Annotated in this window: 24 protein-coding genes and 2 tRNA genes; 23 read left to right on the top strand and 3 right to left on the bottom strand. The window is 47.2% G+C overall.

Features of this window, described 5'->3' with window-relative positions; translation table 11 throughout:
- Window positions 1–13: 13 nt before the first annotated feature.
- From fabD to nagZ, 13 genes are all read left to right on the top strand, one after another.
- Entirely contained in the window at window positions 14–949 is a 936-nt protein-coding gene (gene fabD / locus ICN27_RS07815; protein ID WP_216269577.1) for an ACP S-malonyltransferase, read from the top strand.
- Between the two features lie 51 nt (window positions 950–1,000).
- A complete protein-coding gene (gene fabG / locus ICN27_RS07810; RefSeq protein ID WP_216269576.1) occupies window positions 1,001–1,744 on the top strand; it encodes a 3-oxoacyl-ACP reductase FabG in 744 nt (247 codons plus the stop codon).
- 102 nt (window positions 1,745–1,846) lie between these two features.
- Window positions 1,847–2,086 (top strand): acyl carrier protein, encoded by a 240-nt coding sequence (acpP, locus tag ICN27_RS07805; RefSeq protein WP_046330561.1) that lies wholly within the window; start codon window positions 1,847–1,849, stop codon window positions 2,084–2,086.
- 28 nt (window positions 2,087–2,114) lie between these two features.
- A complete protein-coding gene (fabF, locus tag ICN27_RS07800) occupies window positions 2,115–3,362 on the top strand; it encodes a beta-ketoacyl-ACP synthase II (RefSeq protein ID WP_216269574.1) in 1,248 nt (415 codons plus the stop codon).
- A gap of 71 nt (window positions 3,363–3,433) precedes the next feature.
- The gene (locus ICN27_RS07795; RefSeq protein WP_216269573.1) at window positions 3,434–4,882 is read left to right on the top strand and encodes a DegQ family serine endoprotease; all 1,449 of its coding nucleotides are present in this window, start codon (window positions 3,434–3,436) and stop codon (window positions 4,880–4,882) included.
- Window positions 4,883–5,024: 142 nt separating this feature from the next.
- A complete protein-coding gene (lepA, locus tag ICN27_RS07790; protein ID WP_215310378.1) occupies window positions 5,025–6,830 on the top strand; it encodes a translation elongation factor 4 in 1,806 nt (601 codons plus the stop codon).
- Window positions 6,830–7,636, top strand: coding sequence for a signal peptidase I (lepB, locus tag ICN27_RS07785; RefSeq protein ID WP_215308045.1), 807 nt, complete (start codon window positions 6,830–6,832; stop codon window positions 7,634–7,636). Before lepA ends, lepB begins: the two co-directional genes overlap by 1 nt.
- Window positions 7,637–7,640: 4 nt before the next feature.
- A complete protein-coding gene (gene rnc, locus ICN27_RS07780) occupies window positions 7,641–8,432 on the top strand; it encodes a ribonuclease III (protein WP_215308043.1) in 792 nt (263 codons plus the stop codon).
- A 44-nt stretch (window positions 8,433–8,476) separates the two neighbouring features.
- Complete coding sequence (era, locus tag ICN27_RS07775) at window positions 8,477–9,370, top strand: GTPase Era (protein WP_216861270.1); 894 nt, start codon at window positions 8,477–8,479, stop codon at window positions 9,368–9,370.
- A 6-nt stretch (window positions 9,371–9,376) separates the two neighbouring features.
- Window positions 9,377–10,111 (top strand): DNA repair protein RecO, encoded by a 735-nt coding sequence (gene recO / locus ICN27_RS07770; RefSeq protein ID WP_215308040.1) that lies wholly within the window; start codon window positions 9,377–9,379, stop codon window positions 10,109–10,111.
- Window positions 10,112–10,123: 12 nt separating this feature from the next.
- Entirely contained in the window at window positions 10,124–10,867 is a 744-nt protein-coding gene (pdxJ, locus tag ICN27_RS07765; RefSeq protein ID WP_216269571.1) for a pyridoxine 5'-phosphate synthase, read from the top strand.
- Between the two features lie 15 nt (window positions 10,868–10,882).
- Window positions 10,883–11,275: a holo-ACP synthase gene (acpS, locus tag ICN27_RS07760; RefSeq protein WP_216269569.1), complete on the top strand. Its 393-nt coding sequence runs from the start codon at window positions 10,883–10,885 to the stop codon at window positions 11,273–11,275.
- A 45-nt stretch (window positions 11,276–11,320) separates the two neighbouring features.
- The gene (gene nagZ, locus ICN27_RS07755; RefSeq protein ID WP_216269567.1) at window positions 11,321–12,397 is read left to right on the top strand and encodes a beta-N-acetylhexosaminidase; all 1,077 of its coding nucleotides are present in this window, start codon (window positions 11,321–11,323) and stop codon (window positions 12,395–12,397) included.
- 49 nt (window positions 12,398–12,446) lie between these two features.
- Here nagZ and efp read toward each other — a convergent pair whose 3' ends face one another.
- Complete coding sequence (gene efp / locus ICN27_RS07750; RefSeq protein WP_046330550.1) at window positions 12,447–13,007, bottom strand: elongation factor P; 561 nt, start codon at window positions 13,005–13,007, stop codon at window positions 12,447–12,449.
- 87 nt (window positions 13,008–13,094) lie between these two features.
- The gene (earP, locus tag ICN27_RS07745; RefSeq protein ID WP_216269566.1) at window positions 13,095–14,174 is read right to left on the bottom strand and encodes an elongation factor P maturation arginine rhamnosyltransferase EarP; all 1,080 of its coding nucleotides are present in this window, start codon (window positions 14,172–14,174) and stop codon (window positions 13,095–13,097) included.
- On the opposite strand from earP, the gene uvrC reads away from it, so the two are divergent.
- The 5 genes from uvrC (at window position 14,173) to ICN27_RS07720 (ending at window position 17,534) form a co-directional block, all read left to right on the top strand.
- Complete coding sequence (uvrC, locus tag ICN27_RS07740; RefSeq protein ID WP_216269565.1) at window positions 14,173–16,113, top strand: excinuclease ABC subunit UvrC; 1,941 nt, start codon at window positions 14,173–14,175, stop codon at window positions 16,111–16,113. The genes earP and uvrC overlap by 2 nt on opposite strands.
- A gap of 36 nt (window positions 16,114–16,149) precedes the next feature.
- A complete protein-coding gene (pgsA, locus tag ICN27_RS07735) occupies window positions 16,150–16,725 on the top strand; it encodes a CDP-diacylglycerol--glycerol-3-phosphate 3-phosphatidyltransferase (protein WP_215308029.1) in 576 nt (191 codons plus the stop codon).
- Window positions 16,726–16,842: 117 nt separating this feature from the next.
- A tRNA-Gly gene (locus ICN27_RS07730) sits at window positions 16,843–16,918 on the top strand.
- Between the two features lie 50 nt (window positions 16,919–16,968).
- Window positions 16,969–17,042, top strand: a tRNA-Cys gene (locus ICN27_RS07725).
- Between the two features lie 30 nt (window positions 17,043–17,072).
- The gene (locus tag ICN27_RS07720; RefSeq protein ID WP_215308027.1) at window positions 17,073–17,534 is read left to right on the top strand and encodes a hypothetical protein; all 462 of its coding nucleotides are present in this window, start codon (window positions 17,073–17,075) and stop codon (window positions 17,532–17,534) included.
- Between the two features lie 96 nt (window positions 17,535–17,630).
- On the opposite strand, the gene lexA is transcribed toward ICN27_RS07720, so the two are convergent.
- Entirely contained in the window at window positions 17,631–18,350 is a 720-nt protein-coding gene (gene lexA, locus ICN27_RS07715) for a transcriptional repressor LexA (protein ID WP_215308025.1), read from the bottom strand.
- Window positions 18,351–18,411: 61 nt separating this feature from the next.
- Here lexA and ICN27_RS07710 point away from each other — a divergent pair, with 61 nt between their 5' ends.
- The 5 genes from ICN27_RS07710 (at window position 18,412) to rplI (ending at window position 21,101) form a co-directional block, all read left to right on the top strand.
- Window positions 18,412–19,488: an asparaginase gene (locus ICN27_RS07710; protein ID WP_216269563.1), complete on the top strand. Its 1,077-nt coding sequence runs from the start codon at window positions 18,412–18,414 to the stop codon at window positions 19,486–19,488.
- A gap of 133 nt (window positions 19,489–19,621) precedes the next feature.
- A complete protein-coding gene (gene rpsF, locus ICN27_RS07705) occupies window positions 19,622–19,996 on the top strand; it encodes a 30S ribosomal protein S6 (protein WP_215304752.1) in 375 nt (124 codons plus the stop codon).
- A gap of 59 nt (window positions 19,997–20,055) precedes the next feature.
- Window positions 20,056–20,349, top strand: a complete 294-nt coding sequence (gene priB / locus ICN27_RS07700) for a primosomal replication protein N (protein WP_215308021.1) — start codon at window positions 20,056–20,058, stop codon at window positions 20,347–20,349.
- Between the two features lie 13 nt (window positions 20,350–20,362).
- The gene (gene rpsR / locus ICN27_RS07695) at window positions 20,363–20,635 is read left to right on the top strand and encodes a 30S ribosomal protein S18 (RefSeq protein ID WP_011902267.1); all 273 of its coding nucleotides are present in this window, start codon (window positions 20,363–20,365) and stop codon (window positions 20,633–20,635) included.
- 13 nt (window positions 20,636–20,648) lie between these two features.
- A complete protein-coding gene (gene rplI / locus ICN27_RS07690) occupies window positions 20,649–21,101 on the top strand; it encodes a 50S ribosomal protein L9 (RefSeq protein ID WP_215308019.1) in 453 nt (150 codons plus the stop codon).
- The last annotated feature ends 17 nt before the right edge of the window (window positions 21,102–21,118 follow it).

Below are 21,118 nucleotides of genomic sequence, written 5' to 3'. Positions count from 1 at the left end.
AGCGATTATTCCTATGACATTTGCATTTGTATTCCCTGGCCAAGGTTCCCAATCTGTTGGGATGCTCAACTCTATTGCTGATCGCCCTGAAGTCCGCGCAACTTTGCAGGAAGCTTCAGAAGCTTTAGGTGAAGATGTTGCAAAACTGATTGCTGAAGGCCCTGCTGAAGCATTGTCCTTAACAACGAATACGCAACCTGTGATGTTGACTGCGGCGATCGCGTTCTATCGTGCTTGGTTGGCCTCTGGTGGCGCCGTTCCGCAGATGATGGCTGGCCATAGTTTGGGTGAGTACTCTGCTTTGGTTGCTGCAGGCGTAATCTCTTTTAAAGATGCAGTACCTTTAGTGCGCTTTCGTGCACAAGCCATGCAAACTGCTGTGCCAGTAGGTACTGGCGGTATGGCCGCAATCTTGGGTTTGGATGATGCGATTGTGAAGACGGTTTGTGCTCAAGCTGCTACAGCCTCTGGTGGTGTAGTAGAGGCCGTGAACTTCAATGCTCCAGGCCAAGTGGTTATTGCTGGCGGCAGTGACGCAGTGAGTAAGGCCTGTGAATTGCTAAAAGCAGCTGGCGCAAAACGCGCTCTGCCATTGCCAGTATCTGCGCCATTTCATTCATCATTGTTGCAGCCTGCTTCTGAAAAACTCCAAGCTTACTTGGCGAATATTGAATTTAAGGTTCCGACCATCTCTGTAGTTAATAACGTTGATGTCAATGTATTGAATGATCCAGCAGCCATAAAAGACGCTCTAGTGCGTCAAGCCGCAAAGCCCGTGCGTTGGCAAGAGACTATTAATGCGATGGCTAAGCAGGGCATTACTCAAGTAGTGGAATGCGGTCCCGGCAAGGTATTGGCTGGGCTGACTAAGCGAATCAATGAAAATGTTGTTGGGCTACCCATCTTCGATGAGCTCAGCCTCAATGAAGCTTTGGCTGCCGTAAAGTAACAATACGAATCAGCAATAGAAGAAACACGAAATAAACGACGGAAGATAAATATGAATCTCGATTTAAGCGGACAAATTGCATTAGTGACCGGCGCATCGCGCGGTATTGGCCAGGCAATTGCGGATGAGTTAGTGAAATGTGGTGCTAAGGTAATTGGCACTGCAACTTCTGAAGATGGCGCTAAAGCAATCAATACCCGTTTACATGCGAGCGGTGGCCGTGGCGAACTATTAAACGTGACTGATCCAAAGGCTTGCGAAGACATCATTGATTTGATTGTCAAAGATTTTGGAGGCATCAGTATTTTGGTGAACAACGCAGGCATCACTCGCGACAACCTAGCAATGCGCATGAAAACCGATGAGTGGACTGATGTCATCGACACCAATCTAAGCGCGGTGTTCCGTTTATCGCAGGCGGTAATGCGCCCCATGATGAAAGCGCGTACTGGCCGCATTATTAATATCACTTCGATTGTTGGCCATATGGGCAACCCTGGGCAGGCTAATTACGCTGCTGCTAAGTCCGGTGTTTCAGGGATGACCCGCGCTTTGGCTCGAGAAATCGGTAGCCGCAATATCACTGTGAATTGCGTTGCCCCCGGCTTTATCGACACAGATATGACTCGTGCTTTGAGTGAAGAGCAGCAAAATGCCCTAAAAGCGAACATTCCTTTGGCGCGTCTAGGCAGTCCAGAAGATGTAGCCCAGGCGGTGGCGTTTTTAGCCTCTCCAGCAGCCGGATACATCACTGGAAATACCTTGCATGTCAATGGCGGGCTCTATTTAGCCTAATCAGAAAGCAGGAATTGATCATTTTTTGGCGGATTTACTAATTTAGCCTGCCAAGCTGATAAAATCCTTTTCATCGTTTTTTTACAACCCTTGGGGGAATTAATGGATAACATCGAACAACGCGTTAAGAAGATCGTCGCTGAGCAATTGGGCGTCGCAGAAGCAGAGATCAAGAATGAATCTTCTTTTGTGAATGACTTAGGCGCAGACTCTCTTGACACTGTTGAATTGGTAATGGCCTTGGAAGATGAGTTCGGGATTGAAATTCCGGATGAAGAAGCTGAAAAAATTACTACTGTTCAGCTCGCTATCGATTTTGCTCAGTCAAAAGCTCAGGGTTAATTCCCTAGCTTAGTTAAAAGCTATCACTGTGTCAGTATCAAATGGCCGCCGCCGGGTTGTTGTTACCGGCTTGGGCCTGATTTCACCAGTTGGTAACTCGGTTGATGTAGCTTGGTCTAATCTGCTCGCGGGCAAATCAGGCATCGCTACCATTACGAAGTTTGACCACACTCCGCTGAGCGTGCATTTTGCTGGCGAGGTGAAAGACTTTAATGTCGAAGAATATGTTTCTGCCAAAGAGGCGCGCCATATGGATACCTTTATCCATTTCGGTATCGCTGCTGGTACGCAAGCAATTCGCGATAGCGGTTTACAGGTAACTGAAGAGAACGCCGAGCGCATTGGCGTCATGGTTGGTTCAGGCATTGGTGGTTTGCCAATGATCGAAGAGACTGGCGCTGAGTTGTTAGCTCGGGGCCCTCGTCGCATCTCCCCATTCTTTGTACCAGGCTCCATCATCAATATGATTTCTGGTCATCTCAGTATCTTGTTTGGTCTGAAGGGTCCAAACGTCGCTGCGGTGACTGCCTGCACTACCGGTTTACACAGCATTGGATTAGCCGCACGTTTGATTCAGTATGGCGATGCCGATGTGATGCTTGCTGGTGGTGCTGAATCTACGATTTCTGCATTGGGTGTTGGTGGCTTTGCTTCAGCTCGTGCGCTATCCACTCGCAACGATGATCCTGCAACAGCTTCACGCCCATGGGACAAGGACCGCGATGGTTTCGTTCTAGGTGAGGGCGCAGGTGTTGTGGTGTTAGAAGAGTACGAGCACGCTAAAGCACGTGGTGCAAAAATCTACTGTGAGCTCTTGGGTTTTGGTATGAGTGGTGATGCGTATCACATGACCGCCCCAAATATGGATGGACCACGTCGCTGTATGGTCAACGCCATGCGCGATGCCGGTTTAAATCCAGATCAAATTCAATACATCAATGCACACGGTACCTCTACACCCTTAGGTGACAAGAACGAAACCGGCGCCATCAAGGCTGCCCTTGGCGATCACGCTAAGAAGACCTTGATTAACTCCACCAAATCCATGACTGGCCACCTCTTAGGCGGTGCTGGTGGATTGGAATCCGTCTTTACTATTTTGGCGCTACACAACCAGAAATCTCCACCAACAATCAACATCTTCAATCAGGATCCAGAGTGCGATTTGGACTACTGCGCCAATACTGCTCGGGATGTGAAGATTGACCATGCCGTGAAAAACAACTTTGGCTTTGGGGGTACTAACGGTACCTTGATTTTTGGCAAATTGACCTAATATCCTTATTAGGCAGTTTCCTTTCCTTTTTTCTTCATTTATTGGTTTTTACCAAGCAGGTCTATAGCATTATGAAAAAGTATCTTATTGCGCTCTTGGCTATCTTTAGCTTGGGGCAAATCGCGCTTATCCCCCAGGCCTGCGCCCAGAGCCCACGTGTCTCTATTCCTGACTTTGCCGACTTAGTTGAGCGAGCTAGTCCTGCGGTGGTGAATATTCGAACTACTGAAAAGGTAATGCAGCAGCAAGCTCAGGGCGGTATTCCTGGGATGCCCGAGGATCAGGCCGAATTCTTCCGTCGTTTCTTTGGTGTGCCTATTCCAGGATTGCCTGGCGGACCTAAGCAAGCACAACCAAATTCTGGCAAACCTCAAGAGGCTGATCGCGGCGTAGGCTCTGGCTTCATTATTGAATCGAATGGCTTAATTTTGACTAATGCTCACGTAGTCGAGGGCGCGAATACCATTTATGTCACCTTGACAGACAAGCGTGAGTACAAAGCTAAGTTATTGGGTATGGATAAGCGAACCGACATGGCGGTTGTCAAAATTGATGCGCGTGATTTGCCTAAGTTGCCGCTCGGTGACTCTTCTCGAGTGAGGGTGGGCGAGTGGGTATTGGCAATTGGCTCCCCATTTGGCTTAGAAAACACCGTGACTGCTGGCATCGTATCTGCCAAGAGTCGTGACACTGGGGATTACTTGCCTTTCATTCAAACTGACGTAGCTGTTAATCCTGGTAACTCCGGCGGCCCTTTATTGAATACCGCTGGACAAGTGATTGGTATTAATTCGCAAATCTTTAGTCGCTCTGGCGGATATATGGGCATCTCTTTTGCCATTCCAATAGATGAGGCGATGCGTGTTGCAGAGCAACTGCGCACCAATGGAAAAATGACTCGTGGTCGCATCGGTGTTGCTCTGGGGGAGATGACCAAGGAGATTGCAGAAAGTTTGGGACTGGGTAAACCGCGTGGAGCCTATGTTCGCAATGTGGAGCCAGGTGGCCCAGCAGCAGCGGGTGGCATTGAGTCTGGTGATGTGATTTTGAGCTTTAATGGTCGTGATATTGGTAAGTCTACTGATCTGCCAAGAGCCGTTGGGGAAACAAAGCCAGGAACTAGCGCCAACGTACAGGTTTGGCGTAAAGGCTCCACTAAGGATTTGATGGTTTCTGTAGTGGATACCGAAGCAGGTCAAGCTGCCGTGAAAAAGTCTGAAAACTCAGGTTCATCTAGCAGTAATGCCAATTCTCTTGGGGTGGCAGTTTCTGAGCCCTCCGATAGCAAGAAAAAGGAACTCAATATCCGCGGGGGTGTCGAGGTTACTGGTTTAGGGGATGGGCCCTTAGCGCGCTCAGGAGTGCGTCCCGGGGATGTCCTCATTCGAATTGCCGATACCGATATCACTGGGGTAAAGCAGTTTGAGGGTCTTGTGAAGGGTTTGGATCCCAATAAGTCGGTTCCCGTTTTTGTTCGTCGGGCTGATAGCACCTTGATTATTCCAGTAAGGCCAAAATAAGCCAAAACCTTGTTTTTGGATGAAATAAGGGGGTTTGGCGCTAATTTGGCGCCACCCATTACAATCACTTTAAGACGACTTTTTGCAGCGCATCATCGTGGTGCGTTCTGACAAGGCGTTTTTTGAAGACTACAAAGACGCTATGGATTTAATCCGCAATTTTTCTATCATCGCCCATATCGATCACGGCAAATCGACGCTTGCTGATCGCATCATTCAGCTTTGTGGTGGCCTCTCTGATCGTGAAATGGAAGCCCAGGTTCTGGATTCGATGGATATCGAGCGTGAGCGTGGGATTACTATTAAAGCGCAGACAGCCGCACTGACTTATAAGTCCAAAGACGGCAAAACCTACAACATCAATTTGATTGATACCCCAGGGCACGTCGACTTCTCCTATGAGGTTAGCCGCTCCTTGTCAGCATGCGAAGGTGCATTACTAGTGGTTGATGCCAGTCAAGGCGTTGAAGCCCAAACAGTTGCTAACTGCTATATGGCGCTGGAGTTGGGCGTAGAAGTTGTGCCCGTCCTCAATAAGATTGATTTGCCACAGGCTGATCCTGAGCGCGCTAAACAAGAGATTGAAGATGTGATTGGCATTGATGCATCGGAAGCGGTGACTTGTTCAGCTAAAACTGGATTAGGTGTGCAGGATGTCATTGAAGAAATGATCGCTCGTGTGCCTCCACCAAAAGGCAATGCCGCAGATCCCTTACAAGCTTTGATCATTGATTCTTGGTTTGATAACTATGTTGGTGTGGTGATGTTAGTGCGTGTTGTGAATGGCACTCTCAAGCCAAAAGAAAAAATTACCTTAATGTCCAATGGTTCAAGTCATTTAGTTGAGCATGTTGGTGTATTTAGTCCGAAGTCTGTGGATCGTCCAGAGCTGTCTGCTGGTCAGGTGGGCTTTGTAATTGCTGGCATCAAGGAGTTAAAAGCTGCTAAGGTGGGTGATACAGTCACACATACCCCAGGACAGCAAGGCCGCACTCCTGCAACAGCACCACTTCCGGGTTTTAAAGAAGTTAAGCCTCAGGTCTTTGCTGGACTATACCCAGTAGAGTCAAGTGAATACGATCAACTGCGTGAGTCCTTAGAGAAGTTGCAGTTAAATGACGCCTCACTCTTGTATGAGCCCGAGGTGTCACAAGCGCTTGGTTTTGGCTTCCGTTGCGGCTTCTTGGGTTTACTTCACATGGAGATCGTGCAAGAGCGCTTAGAGCGCCAGTACGGCATGAATCTCATCACAACCGCACCAACGGTGGTGTATCAGGTAGAGCAATCTGATGGAAGCATCTTATCTGTCGATAACCCATCAAAGATGCCTGAGGCTAGCAAGATCAATACGATTCTTGAGCCGATCGTCACAGTCAATCTGTATATGCCGCAAGAGTACGTGGGCGCGATTATTACCCTGTGCGTTGGTAAGCGCGGTATTCAGATGGATATGAATTACCTTGGTCGCCAAGTAAAACTTACATATGAGTTACCCATGGCCGAGATTGTTTTGGATTTCTTCGACAAAATGAAATCGATCTCACGTGGCTATGCATCTATGGATTACGAGTTTAAAGAATATCGTCCGGCTGATGTGGTTAAGGTTGACATCCTCATTAATAGTGAGCGAGTGGATGCCCTATCGGTGATTGTTCACCGTAGCAACAGTCAACATCGTGGTCGTGAAGTGGTTGCCAAGATGCGCGGCATTATTCCGCGTCAAATGTTTGACGTGGCTATTCAGGCGGCAATTGGTAGCAACATCGTTGCCCGTGAAAACGTCAAGGCGCTACGCAAGAACGTATTGGCTAAGTGTTACGGCGGTGATATCTCTCGTAAGCGTAAATTATTAGAGAAACAAAAAGAAGGTAAGAAGCGCATGAAGCAGGTGGGTAATGTGGAGATTCCACAGGAAGCCTTCTTAGCCATTTTGCAGGTAGACGATTAATGAACTTTGCCCTCATCCTTTTTATCTTGGTAGTAGTCTCTGGCATTGCTTGGATTGCTGACCGCTATTACTTCGCCCCGCAAAGACGTAAAGCAGGCATCGATCGCATGCCATTGTGGTTGGAATACACGGCTGGCTTCTTCCCAGTAATTTGTGCGGTCTTTGTATTGCGCTCATTTATTGTGGAACCCTTCAAAATTCCTTCGGGCTCGATGATTCCAACCCTCCAGATTGGTGACTTTATTCTCGTGAATAAATTTACTTACGGCATTCGTCTGCCGGTGATTAACCAGAAGGTCGTTGATCTAGGTTCTCCAAAACGAGGCGATGTCGTGGTATTCCGCTACCCCCGCGATGAATCAATTGATTACATCAAGCGTGTTGTGGCTTTGCCAGGCGACACCATTACTTATCAAGACAAACGTTTAACAGTAAATGGTCAGCCATTGCAATATAGTGGCGGCGAGGCTTATCTAGATCCAGAAAATATGCGTTACGCCAAGCGGTTTGCAGAATCTTTTCCTGCAGACTTAGGCGGTAATCGGCATGAGATTTTGAATGACCCTGATCGCCCTGCCGGCATGTTCCCTGCAGAGCGTTTTCCTGGGTTTGAAAACTGCCAGTACATTAATGCCGGCCTGACTTGTAAGGTGCCTACGGGGCATTATTTTGCTATGGGTGATAACCGCGATAACAGTGCTGATTCTCGTTACTGGGGATTTGTACCAGATCAGAATATTGTTGGTAGAGCATTCTTTGTTTGGTTGAACCTCGGAAATCTGGGCCGTATTGGCGGCTTCGAATAAGATCATGAACGCCCGCGCCGTCATCGAAACTGCACCGCTGCAAGCGCAACTAGGCTACACGTTTAAAAAACTAGAGCTGCTTAATCAAGCTCTAACGCACCGTAGTCACAGCAAGAAAAATAATGAGCGCCTTGAGTTCTTGGGTGACTCGATCCTCAATTGCGTTGTCGCTGAAATGCTCTATGAGCGTTATTCTGATCTAGATGAAGGCGATCTTTCTCGTGTACGTGCTAACTTGGTGAAGCAACAAGCGCTCTATGAGATTGCTCAAACATTATCGCTATCAGACTACCTGCGCTTGGGTGAAGGGGAATTAAAGAGCGGCGGTTTTCGTCGCCCATCTATTCTGGCTGATACGCTTGAGGCAGTCACAGGTGCAATATTTTTAGATGGCGGGTTTGATGCTGCTAAGGCCTGTTTGCGTAAACTCTACTCAATCATCCTAGTCAACGTTGATCCTAAAACTCTCGGTAAAGACGATAAAACTTTATTGCAGGAGTGTTTGCAAAGCTATCAGTTACCACTGCCTACCTATAACGTCACTGGTACTAGTGGCGCAGCCCACAATCAGCAGTTTGAAGTGGAATGTTTAATACCAAACCTCAAGGTTGCCGTGAAGGGTGAGGGCGCCTCTCGACGTGCGGCAGAGCAAGCGGCAGCAAAGCTAGCGCTCATCTCAGCGCTGAAGGCCTTGCCGCAGGCGCTGGGTAAGCCCAAAAAGACTCGGTCGGCCAAAAAGAAAGCAGCAAAAAAAGTGGCAACTGAAGAGCAGTTAAATCTTAAGCTGAAGGGCTAATCGTGTTTAGATGCGGCACCATTGCCATTGTTGGCCGCCCCAATATGGGCAAATCGACCCTCTTAAATGCCTTAGTTGGGCAGAAGATCAGTATTACCTCGCGTAAGGCGCAAACCACGCGTCATCGTATTTTAGGTATTCAGAATCGTGAAGAAGCGCAATTCATTTTTATTGATACACCAGGATTTCAGACGCGTTTGATGAATACCCTCAATAAGGCATTGAATCGTACGGTCACTACCGCCTTACAAGATGTGAATGTGGCTTGCTTTGTAGTAGAGGCCGGTTATTTTGGTGAGGATGACAAGAAGGTTTTGAAATTGCTGCCAGATGACTTACCCGTTGTCTTGGTTTTAAATAAATTAGATCTCTTTAATAGTCGCTTTCAGACTCCGTCTGAGCGTGATCAGGCCTTACTTCATTTCATGAAAGAAATGAGCCAGCCTTGGTGTGAATTGGGTAGCCATGAAGATCAGAAGTGCGAGTTCGCTGAAATCGTACCGATGAGCGCCAAGAGCCCTGGCGATATTGAAAGATTATTAGATGTGCTTGAGGGTTATTTACCTGAAGCGCCGGCAGTCTACGATGGCGATACCATTACTGATCGCAGTGAGCGCTTCTTGGCCGCTGAGATTTTGCGCGAGAAGGTTTTCCGCTTCACTGGTGAGGAGTTGCCTTACACCAGCACAGTCGTCATTGATCAATTCAAGATGGATGGCAAGATGCGCCGAATTGCAGCAACGATTTTGGTTGATCGCGATAGCCATAAAGCGATGATTATTGGCGCTAAGGGTGAACGACTGAAGAAAATCTCAACCGATGCACGCATTGACATGGAAAAACTTTTTGATGGCAAAGTCTTTTTGGAGACTTGGGTTAAGGTCAAGCGCGGCTGGGCAGATGATCGTGCTGAATTACGAGCGCAGGGACTAGAGTAATTATTCATGGCCTCCATTCGTGTTGCTGACGAACCCGCTTTTGTATTGCACAGCATTCCTTATAAGGAAACCAGCTTAATTCTGGATGTGTTTACACGGCAATATGGCCGCATGGCGCTGATTGCTAAAGGCGCTAAGCGTCCACATTCGGTATTACGTCCAGTCTTACAACGTTTTCAACCGCTATTGGTTTCTTGGAGCGGCAAGTCTGAGCTCCGTACTTTAACGAAATCAGAGTGGGTTGGTGGAACACCCTCTTTAGTGGGCGATGCATTGCTCTGCGGCTTCTATCTCAATGAGTTGTTAGTCAAGTTTTTGGCGCGTGAAGACGACTATGAAAAACTTTACGACCATTACACCGATACCATCTCGGCCCTATCTAATCTCGAATTAGAATCTAAGGGCTTAGAGGAGATTCTGCGTCCATTTGAATTAACACTCTTGCAAGAAACGGGTTATGCGGCAGCACTCGATCGCTGTGTTGAAACCAATAGTGCCCCCATCTCAAATGAGCAGTACGTCTATCAGCCAGAACGTGGAGTCAGGCCTGCTCAAGGAGACGACCCAGGTCACTGGCCTGTCTTGAGCGGTAAATCCCTGCTAGCTATCGCAGCGGGAGACTTTTCTGATTCAGAAACGCTTTCTGAGAGTAAGCAGTTAATGCGCTTTTTATTGGGCTTACATCTCCAAGATCAAGTACTGACCACTCGTCAGATTTTGATTGATCTAAAGAAAATCTAGTAACCTACCAGTATGAGTAATCCTAATACCCTTGAGTTAGGCATTAATATCGATCACGTCGCTACTCTACGTAATGCACGTGGCACGATCTACCCCGACCCATTAAAAGCTGCTCGCTTGGCTGAAGAGGCTGGCGCTGATTTAATTACCTTGCATTTACGCGAAGATCGTCGCCATATTAAAGATACAGATTTAATGGCACTTCGTCCTTTGATTCAGACGCGTATGAACCTAGAGTGCGCCGTTACTCCCGAGATGATTAATATCGCCTGTCAGATTCAGCCACAGGATGTTTGTCTTGTTCCTGAAAAGCGTGAGGAGGTCACCACTGAAGGCGGTTTAGATGTCATAGGTCACTTTGAGGTGGTGAAGGCGGCAACTACACAATTAAAAGCTGCCGGCATACGGGTTTCACTTTTCATTGATCCTGAAGAGCGGCAAATCCAGGCGGCTAAAGATGTAGGTGCAACAGTAGTCGAATTGCATACTGGTCGTTACGCAGATCTGGCTGGTGATCAACAGAAGCAAGAGCTCGAGCGCATCAGAAAAGCAGCCCAGTTTGGAAAAAGCATTGGTATGCGAGTCAATGCAGGCCATGGTTTGCACGAGGGCAATGTAATTCCAGTTGCTGCTATTGCCGAGCTCTCTGAGCTCAATATTGGACACGCCATTGTTGCTGAAGCGCTCTTTAAGGGTTGGCAAAAAGCAATTACGGACATGAAAGCTCTGATGGCTCAGGGCAGGGCTAAGGCTTAAAAGATTCAATATCAAATGATCATTGGCATCGGCACAGACATCTTGCAAATCGAGCGGCTTCAAGCTGCTTACGATCGCACCAATGGCCGTCTGGCTGAAAAGATCCTAGGGCCAGATGAGATGCTGATTTTTAAACATCGCTTAGCCAGAAATCACAAACGGGGCATTGCTTTCTTGGCAACGCGCTTTGCTGCAAAAGAGGCATTTTCCAAAGCAATCGGCTTAGGCATGAGAATGCCAATGACTTGGAGATCGCTCCAAACGCTAAATGAGCCTAGCGGGAAACCAGTGACATCGTATTTGGGTGCACTTGCGCAATTTATGCAGGATAAAAACTGGGAAGCTCAGGTCACTGTTAGTGATGAGCAAGATATGGCAATAGCCCACGTCATCGTAGTTCAAAAATAAAACAACTCTCAAGAGCATATCAAACTAAAAAATTTCGAGGAATACATGAGCAAGTCGACTATGAAACCAGGCCCTGTTACTTTAGATGTTGCTGGTCTCGAGTTAAACGCGGAGGATTGTCGTCGCATCTTGCACCCACTTACTGGTGGTGTGATTTTATTTGGTAGAAATTTTGTAAATCGCAAGCAAATCACAAAGCTGACTTCGGAAATTAAAAAAATCCGTTCCGATGTGTTGATCTCGATTGATCATGAGGGTGGACGAGTGCAGCGCTGCAGAACGGATGGCTTCACCCATTTGCCTACTATGCGCAAGCTTGGCGAGCTATGGGGTGCTAAAAATAAATCGATCCATAGCGCTCAATCTGCTGCCATCGCTATGGCAGCTGCAACTGCCTGTGGATATATCTTAGCTGCCGAATTAAGGGCTTGTGGCGTGGATTTTAGCTTTACTCCTGTCCTAGATTTAGACTTTGGTCGTAGCGGTGTAATTGGTGATCGTGCATTTAGTCGTGATCCACAAATCACCTTTGCATTGGCTAAGAGTTTGAACGAAGGCTTACGACTGGCGGGTATGGCGAATTGTGGCAAGCATTTTCCGGGTCATGGCTGGGCAGAGGCAGATTCGCATGTGGCCATTCCAGTTGATGAGCGTTCACTACAAAAGATTTTAGATGACGATGCTAAGCCTTACGAGTGGTTAGATTTGAGTTTGACTGCAGTAATGCCAGCTCACGTGATTTATCCACAAGTAGATAAAAATCCAGCGGGATTTTCTAAGATTTGGCTGCACTCCATCTTGCGTCAAGAGTTGGGATTTGAAGGTGTGATCTTTAGCGATGACCTTTCAATGGAAGGCGCCAGTGTGGCTGGTTCTGTAGTTAAAGGCGCTGATATGGCACTTGAGGCAGGATGCGATGCAGTATTAATTTGCAATCGCCCTGATCTCGCAGATCAATTGCTGAGTCAGCTAAAAGTTTCCAAAACAAAACAGGCTGAATCTGCAACTCGATTAAATCGCTTGATGCCAAGCGCTGAAGCTCCTACTTGGGATGAATTACAAGGCGAAGCGCAATACCAGCATGCGAAAGGCTTGCTCAAGCAATTGAAGCTTATTGCCTAGGCAATAAAAAAGCCCGGCGTACCGGGCTATTGCATATCGAGTGATCTAATTAGTTAGCGCGGCTACGATATTCACCTGTGCGAGTATCGATCTCGATTTTGTCGCCGGTGTTGCAAAACAATGGCACTTGCAATTCATAGCCGGTAGCTAATTTTGCAGTCTTCAAGACTTTGCCTGAGCTGGTATCGCCTTTAACTGCTGGCTCTGTGTAAATGATTTCACGAACCAACGAGTTTGGCATTGCTACAGAGAGTGCTTTACCTTCGTAGAACACGACTTCGCAAGGCATACTTTCTTCTAGGTAATGCAATGCATCGCCCATGAATTCAGCTTCCACTTCATATTGGTTGTACTCGGTATCCATAAATACATACATTGGATCTGCGAAGTAAGAATAGGTGCAATCTTTTTTATCCAAGATCACCACATCAAACTTGTCATCTGCTTTAAATACGCCTTCATTAGGCGCGCCAGTTAACAAGTTCTTGAATTTCATTTTCACAACAGAGGAGTTACGGCCAGAGCGGCTGTATTCTGCTTTTAAAACGACCATGGCATCAGTGCCGATCATGACTACGTTACCAACGCGGAGTTCTTGTGCTGTTTTCATCTTGCTATTCCTGGGTGCAGAGCTGTTTTTCTGCGGTTTTTATCAAAAACAAGATTGTAACCGCCCGCAGGCATATTTAGCCCAAGATCAGGCTACAAAGCTCATTAGACGGGCGGCTAGGCCACCATCGGCTTGTTTTTCTAATAAATCTGCTCGCCAAGCCTTGGAATGCGTATTCCAGTCATCCATGGATTGGTGCCACTTGCTAGGCATTGCCCAAGTCATTGCGGCAATGACGGCATGTTTAAGTTCTTGAGATGCATCTTCAAGATAGAGATCTAAAAATGCAGCCAACTTGGTTTCGTGCGCGTGATCTTCTTGTGGGTAAATATGCCAGATGAAGGGTTTCCCAGCCAACTGCGCTCGGACAAAAGAATCCTCGCCCCGAACAATATTGAAGTCGCATTGAGAGAGAGCCCAATCATATTCATCTTGAGAGACAAAAGGAATTGAGATGAGTTGAATCAAGTTGGGCAGGACAAGTGCCTTAGTTGGATGACCAGAGCTGAACTGCAATTGCTCAATCTGACCATGCGTCAGGACGATGTCAAAGTTCTCATCTAATGTTGCTAGATCCTCCAACCATTTCAGGAGCGGTACTCCTGGGTAGCAAAAGACGCTGATACGTTTTGCATTAGCTCGCAAGAGTCTCCAGCTTACACTGAGGCTCTTGGGAACCCATTGTTCTGTCAGTGATGACTCTTGAGGAATTGGATCCATCAAAATTCCACCTGCATTAGCCTGGAATCCAGGAAAGAAAAAATATTTCGGAATACCGTGTGCCTGCGGGGATGCTTTCTGATGAAAGTCCACAATCCAGGGCTCGGCAGTTAAATACTCCAGATTAATGATGATAGGTTTTTTGGGTGCAATCAGTAGGCCCGCAAGGTAACGCTCTGGTAGATCGCACCCAAATGCCTCAATCACCACATCGGGTGCCTCAACTGGATGACGGCTATTGTTATGACTTGCTTCCCAGGGCTGGATATCGATGCGACGCTTGATTTCTGGGTCAACCCCAGAAGCGAGTAAATTAAGGGTTGGGAGATCGTCACAGAAAATGCGCACGTCTTGGCCATGAAGACTTGTTAAGCTTCTTGCTAGGCGCCAGCAAACACCGGCATCACCATAGTTGTCTACGATTTGACAGAAAATATCCCAACGCATGAGTAATTCGCTTTTTGAAACCCTTCAGCAGGATGTTAAACGGCTACCCGGATTGCCGGGGGTGTATCGCTTCTTTGATGAGGCGGGACATATTTTGTATGTCGGCAAAGCGCGCAACCTCAAAAAGCGGGTATCTAGTTACTTCCAGCGAACTCAGCTTTCACCACGGATAGAGCTGATGGTGGGAAAAATCGCCCGCTACGAAACTACAGTAACACGCTCGGAAACCGAAGCCTTAATTCTAGAGAACAATTTGATTAAGGAGTTAGCTCCTCCATTCAATATTCTCTTCCGAGATGATAAGTCCTATCCCTATGTGATGTTGACGGGGCACCAGTTTCCACGTCTGGCCTCCTATCGAGGAAAAACAGATAAGCGTAATCACTACTTTGGACCGTTTCCTAATTCATGGGCAGTACGCAATAGCGTGCAGATTTTGCAGAAAGTCTTTCGCCTGAGAACTTGCGAAGATTCGGTATTCAAAAATCGTAGTCGTCCTTGTTTATTGCATCAAATTCATCGCTGTAGCGCACCTTGTGTTGGTCGTCTGAACGCAGATCAATATGGGCAGGACGTAGCACAGGCAACACGTTTTTTAGAGGGCGATCATAGTCGCGTGCTCTCTGAGCTTGAAAAAAAGATGCATGCCTATAGCGATGCTATGGAATTTGAAATGGCTGCGGTACTAAGAGATCGAATTGCAGACCTCTCTAGTGTCTTGCAGCAGCAGTCCATGGATACCGTTGCTGATGGTGAAGGTGATGTCGACGTCATCGCTGTCGCTCAAATGGAGGGTGTGGTTTGCGTCAATTTGGCAATGATTCGGGGTGGACGCCATTTAGGTGATCGAGCATATTTCCCTAAGGGTTTGCGTTCAAGCTCTGGAGAGTTGCCACCCCCCGCAGAAATTTTAGAAGCCTTTATTGCGCAACATTACCTAGAGGAGAAGTCGGGTGATGGTGAGGCGACTACCAATTTAATTCCACCCGTATTGATTCTGAATCACCCTTTAAGAAGGTTGGTTGATGATATTGCGGCGCCAGAAGAAACTGCTGAAGATAGTCCTGAGCAATCAGCCCCTGAGGGTTTGCATGACTTGCTCAATGCGCAAGCTGGTAAGCGCGTTACTTTCCTGCATCAGCCACAAGGGCAGAGACGGCATTGGTTGGCGATGGCTGAGGGCAATGCCAAGATTGCAATTGCAAAGCGTTTGGTCGAGACTGGTGGACAGCTAGCAAGAGCGCGAGCGCTGGCTGATGTTTTAGCTTTGGAGTTGGAAAGTCTTGAGCAGTTGCGTATTGAGTGTTTTGACATTAGCCATACTTCTGGTGAGGCCACGCAAGCTTCTTGCGTGGTGTATTCAAAAAATGCGATGCAGCCTAGTGAATATCGACGATTTAATATTAATGACATCACACCAGGCGATGACTATGCTGCCATGCGTCAGGTCTTAGAGCGTCGTTATGCAAATTTCCAAGAGCTTCCTGTTGAGAAGATGCCACAAGTGATTTTGATTGACGGTGGCAAAGGCCAGGTTGAGATGGCAAGACAAGTTCTCTCTGAATTTGGCATGGATATCAGTTTGATTGTTGGTGTTGCTAAAGGGGAGGGGCGTAAGGTAGGTCTTGAGACGCTTATTTTTGCGGACGGACGGAAATCCCTCGAACTAGGCATTGACAGCGCAGCTTTGTTATTGGTGGCACAAATCCGGGATGAGGCACATCGCTTTGCCATCACTGGCATGCGTGCAAAGCGGGCAAAAGCCAGAACAGTTTCTCAGTTAGAAGAGATTGAGGGTATCGGAGCGAAACGTCGTCAAAAATTACTCGCCCGTTTTGGGGGTTTACGTGGCGTTTCTAATGCCACTATCGAAGAACTCTCCAGCGTGGAAGGGATATCAACTGCATTGGCAGAGCAAATCTATAGGCAACTCCATTGATTGCCCAGCTCACTCGCATTAGTTTATGCTTGAGCCATGCCTTTTAATTTACCCATTGCCTTGACCTGGTTGCGCGTTGCTGCAATTCCGCTTGTCGTCGCAGTGTTCTATTTGCCTGATAGCTGGCTTACTCCCTTTGATAAGAATCTCACAGCTACAGTCATTTTTATTTTTGCTGCAGTGACTGATTGGTTGGATGGGTTCTTAGCTCGCAAAATGAAGCAAGAGTCGGCATTTGGTCAATTCTTAGATCCTGTAGCAGACAAGTTAATTGTTGCTGCTGCATTATTGGTTCTCCTCAATATGGACCGTGTGCAGGTTTGGGTTGCCCTCATCATCATTGGACGTGAAATTACCATCTCCGCCCTGAGGGAGTGGATGGCGCTCTTAGGTGCTGGGAAAAGTGTTGCTGTGCATATGGTCGGCAAGCTGAAGACCACGGCCCAACTTGTAGCAATTCCGTTTTTATTGTTGAACGACACCATTTTTGGTTGGCTCAATTGCGCACAAGTTGGTACTTGGTTAATCTGGATTGCATCTTTTTTGACACTTTGGTCAATGTTTTATTACATGAAAAAGGCTTTGCCTCAGCTAGTTGAAAAAGCCGACTAATGTCCACAAACCCATGGCTTATAAGGGCTTGGTATAAACATCAGATCGGCTGATGGGCAGTCTTCTTCACGAATAATGCGCGCTCTCAAATTGTTTGCTAAACTGTTGCCCTGTTATGCGGGAATAGCTCAGCTGGTAGAGCGATACCTTGCCAAGGTATAGGTCGGGAGTTCGAACCTCCTTTCCCGCTCCAAGTTCGATGGGAAGCCCTAAAAAAGCTTCCCATTTTTGATTCAAGCATATGGCGCGTTGGCCGAGTGGTTAGGCAGGAGCCTGCAAAGCTTCGTACGGGGGTTCGATTCCCTCACGCGCCTCCAGTAATGTAGATTGATTACCAGGGCAAGAACATGATTCAACTTAAACGATTCCATCAATTTTCAATAGCCTTAGCGCTATCCATCTTGCTAGCAGCATGTGCATCTTCTGGCGACTCTCCAACAGGTACGCCAAGTGAAGTCCAAGAAATTCAATCGCAACTTTTAGGTGATATGCCATTGCCTGCGGCATCAAAAATTATTGGCTCTGATTCACTGATTATTGGCCGCGGTGATAACTGGGTAGGGCGCGTTGTTTTATCTGGTGTGCAAACGCCAACGGATATTTATGCATTCTTCCAAGCTGAATATCCAAGGGCTGGTTGGACCACTGTGAGTGCCGTGAAATCAAAAACCAGTATTTTGGTTTTCACGAAAGGTGATCGTACCTCAACAGTAGAATTAAATGAGGGTCCATTCACTGGTCCAAAGACAATCATTACTATTACTGCATCCCCGAAGAATGCAAATATAGTTGCGCCTAGTAAAAAATAAATCATAGAAAAAAGATAGAGCGGCAAGAATGCTTTAGCCCCACTCTGCAATTGAAAAAGGCCTCGTATAGAGGCCTTTTGTTTCAGCAGTCTTGGGCTAGAGTCCGCCAGCTCTGATCAAGCCAACGGCTTGACCTTCAACAGCAAAGTTTGGTTGACGTCTGTCTACCAAGATATTTTTGAAGTCTGGATTCTCGGCTTGTAATTCAATCACCATACCATCCGCAGTTTTCTTTTGGTTCCAACGTTTTACTGTGACTTCATCATCCAATCGCGCAACCACGATATCGCCGTTACGAACTTCGGAAGTTTTTCGTACTGCAAGATAGTCACCATCCAAAATGCCAGCATCGCGCATACTCATGCCAACCACCTTCAGTAAGTAATCGGCACCTTTGCTGAACAAACTTGGATCAATTGGCACTTGTTTTTCAATGTGTTCAACAGCCATGATCGGTGAGCCTGCAGCAACACGACCAATGAGTGGCAGTGTGAGTTGCTGAAGCGCGCCAGAAGGTAATGACATCTGACGATATTTATTGGGATTGTGTGTCTGATTAAATCGTTGTGGAATACGAATGCCGCGGGACGTTCCCGGTGTCAGTTCGATATACCCTTTTTTTGCTAATGCGCGTAAGTGCTCTTCAGCAGCGTTGGCAGAAGCAAAGCCCAGTTGCGTTGCAATTTCAGCGCGAGTAGGGGGAGAGCCGCTTTCATCGATGGCCTTGGTAATCAATTCCAAAATCTCACTTTGACGTGAGGTGAGTTTAGGGAGGGCAGTCAGCTCCTCTGGAAAATCGACTGTATTTATGTCCATACTGGGATTGTATACAGCACTTTTTGAATATTCAAGTAATTTGGAGGCGGATAATGAAGGGATGAGCTCAAAATCCAGTATTTCTGAAAATACACCCCATCTTCTAGTTTTAGGTATGGGTGGCACCATTGCAGGTCTCGCCCCCAATCCAAAAGAAAGCCCCCTTCAATACGAAGCTGGCCAAGTCGGGGTTGACGCTTTAGTCGCGCAGGTCCAGTCAGTAGTGCCTGAGGGGGTTAAGCTGGTTTCTCGTCAGATGGCGAATGTCAATAGTCGCAATCTGACTGATGCGCACCTTACTAGCCTTGGGCTTGCTGTAAGAGAGGCCTTGCTAGACGCTGCTGTAAAGGGGGTTGTGATTACCCACGGCACCGATACGATTGAGGAAACGGGCTTATTTTTGCAGGCAAGCTGTGGAAAGTTAGCGCAGACTCAGTCTAAGAGGGTTATTTTGACTGGGGCCATGCTGCCGAGTAATGCACCTGGAGCTGATGGACCCTCTAATCTATTGGATGCCATGCGCTGGGCTTCCACGCCCATTGATAACTGTCCTGGTGGCATTTATGCGGTGATGGACGGGCGCGGATGTATGGCAATGGATCTAGCTAAGCGCCACGCTACGGCTTTGAATGCGCCATTACAAAACGCCCCATCCAGTTCGGTAGGCTTAATTAACCCCTCGTGGTTATCTGGCGTGAAGGCCGTGCAGGCAGCTTGGAGTGAAGATTTACCTATTCCCGGGGAGGGTGAGTGGCCTTGGGTCGAGATTCTGACTAGTCATGCGGGTGCTCGCCCTGAAACCATCGCAAATTGGCTTAGTAGCGCTGTCCAGGGTTTTGTTATTGCAGGTTCGGGGCATGGTGGTTTCCATGATGACTGGGTCAAACCTTTAGATCAGGCGATGGTTCAGGGCATTGCTTTGGTGAGAACTACTAGAACTGGTGCTGGCGCTACTTTGCCAAATATTCCTGAGTTAGACCCCCTTGGATGCCGAGCTTCAGGCACCTTAACCGCCCCTAGGGCCAGAATTGCACTTCAATTAGCTCTAAATGCGGCAAAACAGGCAAATAAAGCCGGTAAGCCCCTGACTTGGCAGGATTTTTTTGCTAGAATAGCGGACTTACCTGAAATTCGGTGAGGACTTAAAAGCTGTAAATATGTGTAGTTAGTTTTACCTACAATTTGTTACTACCTTGTCACACTGGCGCTAACTTTAAAACCATCGGAAGTTAGCAAGACGCCCAGGTGACTTTATCCTTAAGGAGTGTTAGATGCGTCATTATGAAATCGTCTTTATCGTCCACCCGGACCAAAGCGAGCAAGTGCCTGCGATGATCGATCGCTACAAAGCGACATTAGCTGCTGCTGGCGGCAAAATTCACCGCATGGAAGATTGGGGTCGTCGTCAGATGGCTTACATGATCGACAAGCTTGCTAAAGCCCATTACGTTTGCATGAACATTGAGTGCGACCAGAAAACTCTGGACGAGCTCGAGCACGCATTCAAATTTAACGATGCTGTTTTGCGTCACCTCATCATCAAGACGAAGAAAGCTGAAACAGAGCCTTCCATCATGATGAAAGAAGTGCAACGTGAAGAAGCGCGCAAATCAGCTCAATCCGACGCTCCTGTAGTAGCGGCTTAAGTCAGAAATTTGAAGAGGAATACACAGACTAGAAAACGTATCAGAGTGACGGAGTGGCGTTGAATCATTTCACCCTAACTGCATTCTTGGTATCTAAAGACGCGATTCGATTTACACCAGCAGGAATACCGGTGATGCATTGCCAGCTAGAGCATAGCGGCGAAGTAAACGAGGTAGGAGTAGCCAGGAAAATTCAGATGAGTGTTGAAGCCATAGCAATTGGTCCGATACAAAAGGGCTTAGAGCAAATGGATTTAGGGGCCGAGGCAGTGTTTGAAGGATTCTTAGCACCTAAGACTCTACGTAATCAAAGACTTGTTTTCCACATTACCCATATTCAATTGAAAAATTAAAGAGGAAATCATCATGGCGTTTGGAAAGAAACCCGATTTCAAAAAGAAACCAGCTCAGAACCCATTGTTCAAGCGTAAGCGTTATTGCCGTTTCACTGTTGCTGGCGTAGAACAGATTGATTACAAAGACGTAGATACATTGAAGGACTTTATTGGCGAAAACGCTAAGATCACTCCTGCACGTTTGACAGGCACAAAAGCTAAATATCAGCGTCAGTTAGACACTGCTATCAAGCGTGCTCGTTACTTGGCTTTGTTGCCATTCTCCGATCAACACAAGAAATAATTGGGAGCCCTCAATGCAAATCATTCTTTTAGAAAAAGTAATTAACCTGGGCAATCTCGGTGACATCGTTCGTGTTAAAGACGGTTACGCTCGTAATTTCCTAATCCCACAACGCAAAGCTCGTCGTGCAACTGAAACAGCCATCGCTGACTTTGCAGTACGTCGCGCTGAGTTGGAAAAGTTGGCTGCTGAGAAATTGGCTGCTGCCGAAGCGGTTGGCACAAAGCTCAAGGACTTGGTTCTCGAAATCGGTCAAAAAGCTGGTGTCGATGGTCGTTTGTTTGGTTCTGTAACAAACCATGACATCGCTGATGCTTTGAAAGCCAAAGGCTTTGCAATCGAAAAAGCTTCTGTACGCATGCCTACTGGCCCGTTGAAGATGGTTGGTGATCACCCTGTAGCGGTAGCAGTTCATACCGATGTAGTGGCTGACATCACTATCCGTGTAGTTGGCGAGCAAGCGTAAGTTTTAGATCTGTAATC

This window comes from Polynucleobacter sp. Nonnen-W13 (genome assembly GCF_018881735.1).
Lineage (GTDB): Bacteria > Pseudomonadota > Gammaproteobacteria > Burkholderiales > Burkholderiaceae > Polynucleobacter.
The sequence above is the reverse complement of the archived record's forward strand: the minus strand, read 5'-3'. Positions and strand labels throughout refer to the sequence as shown.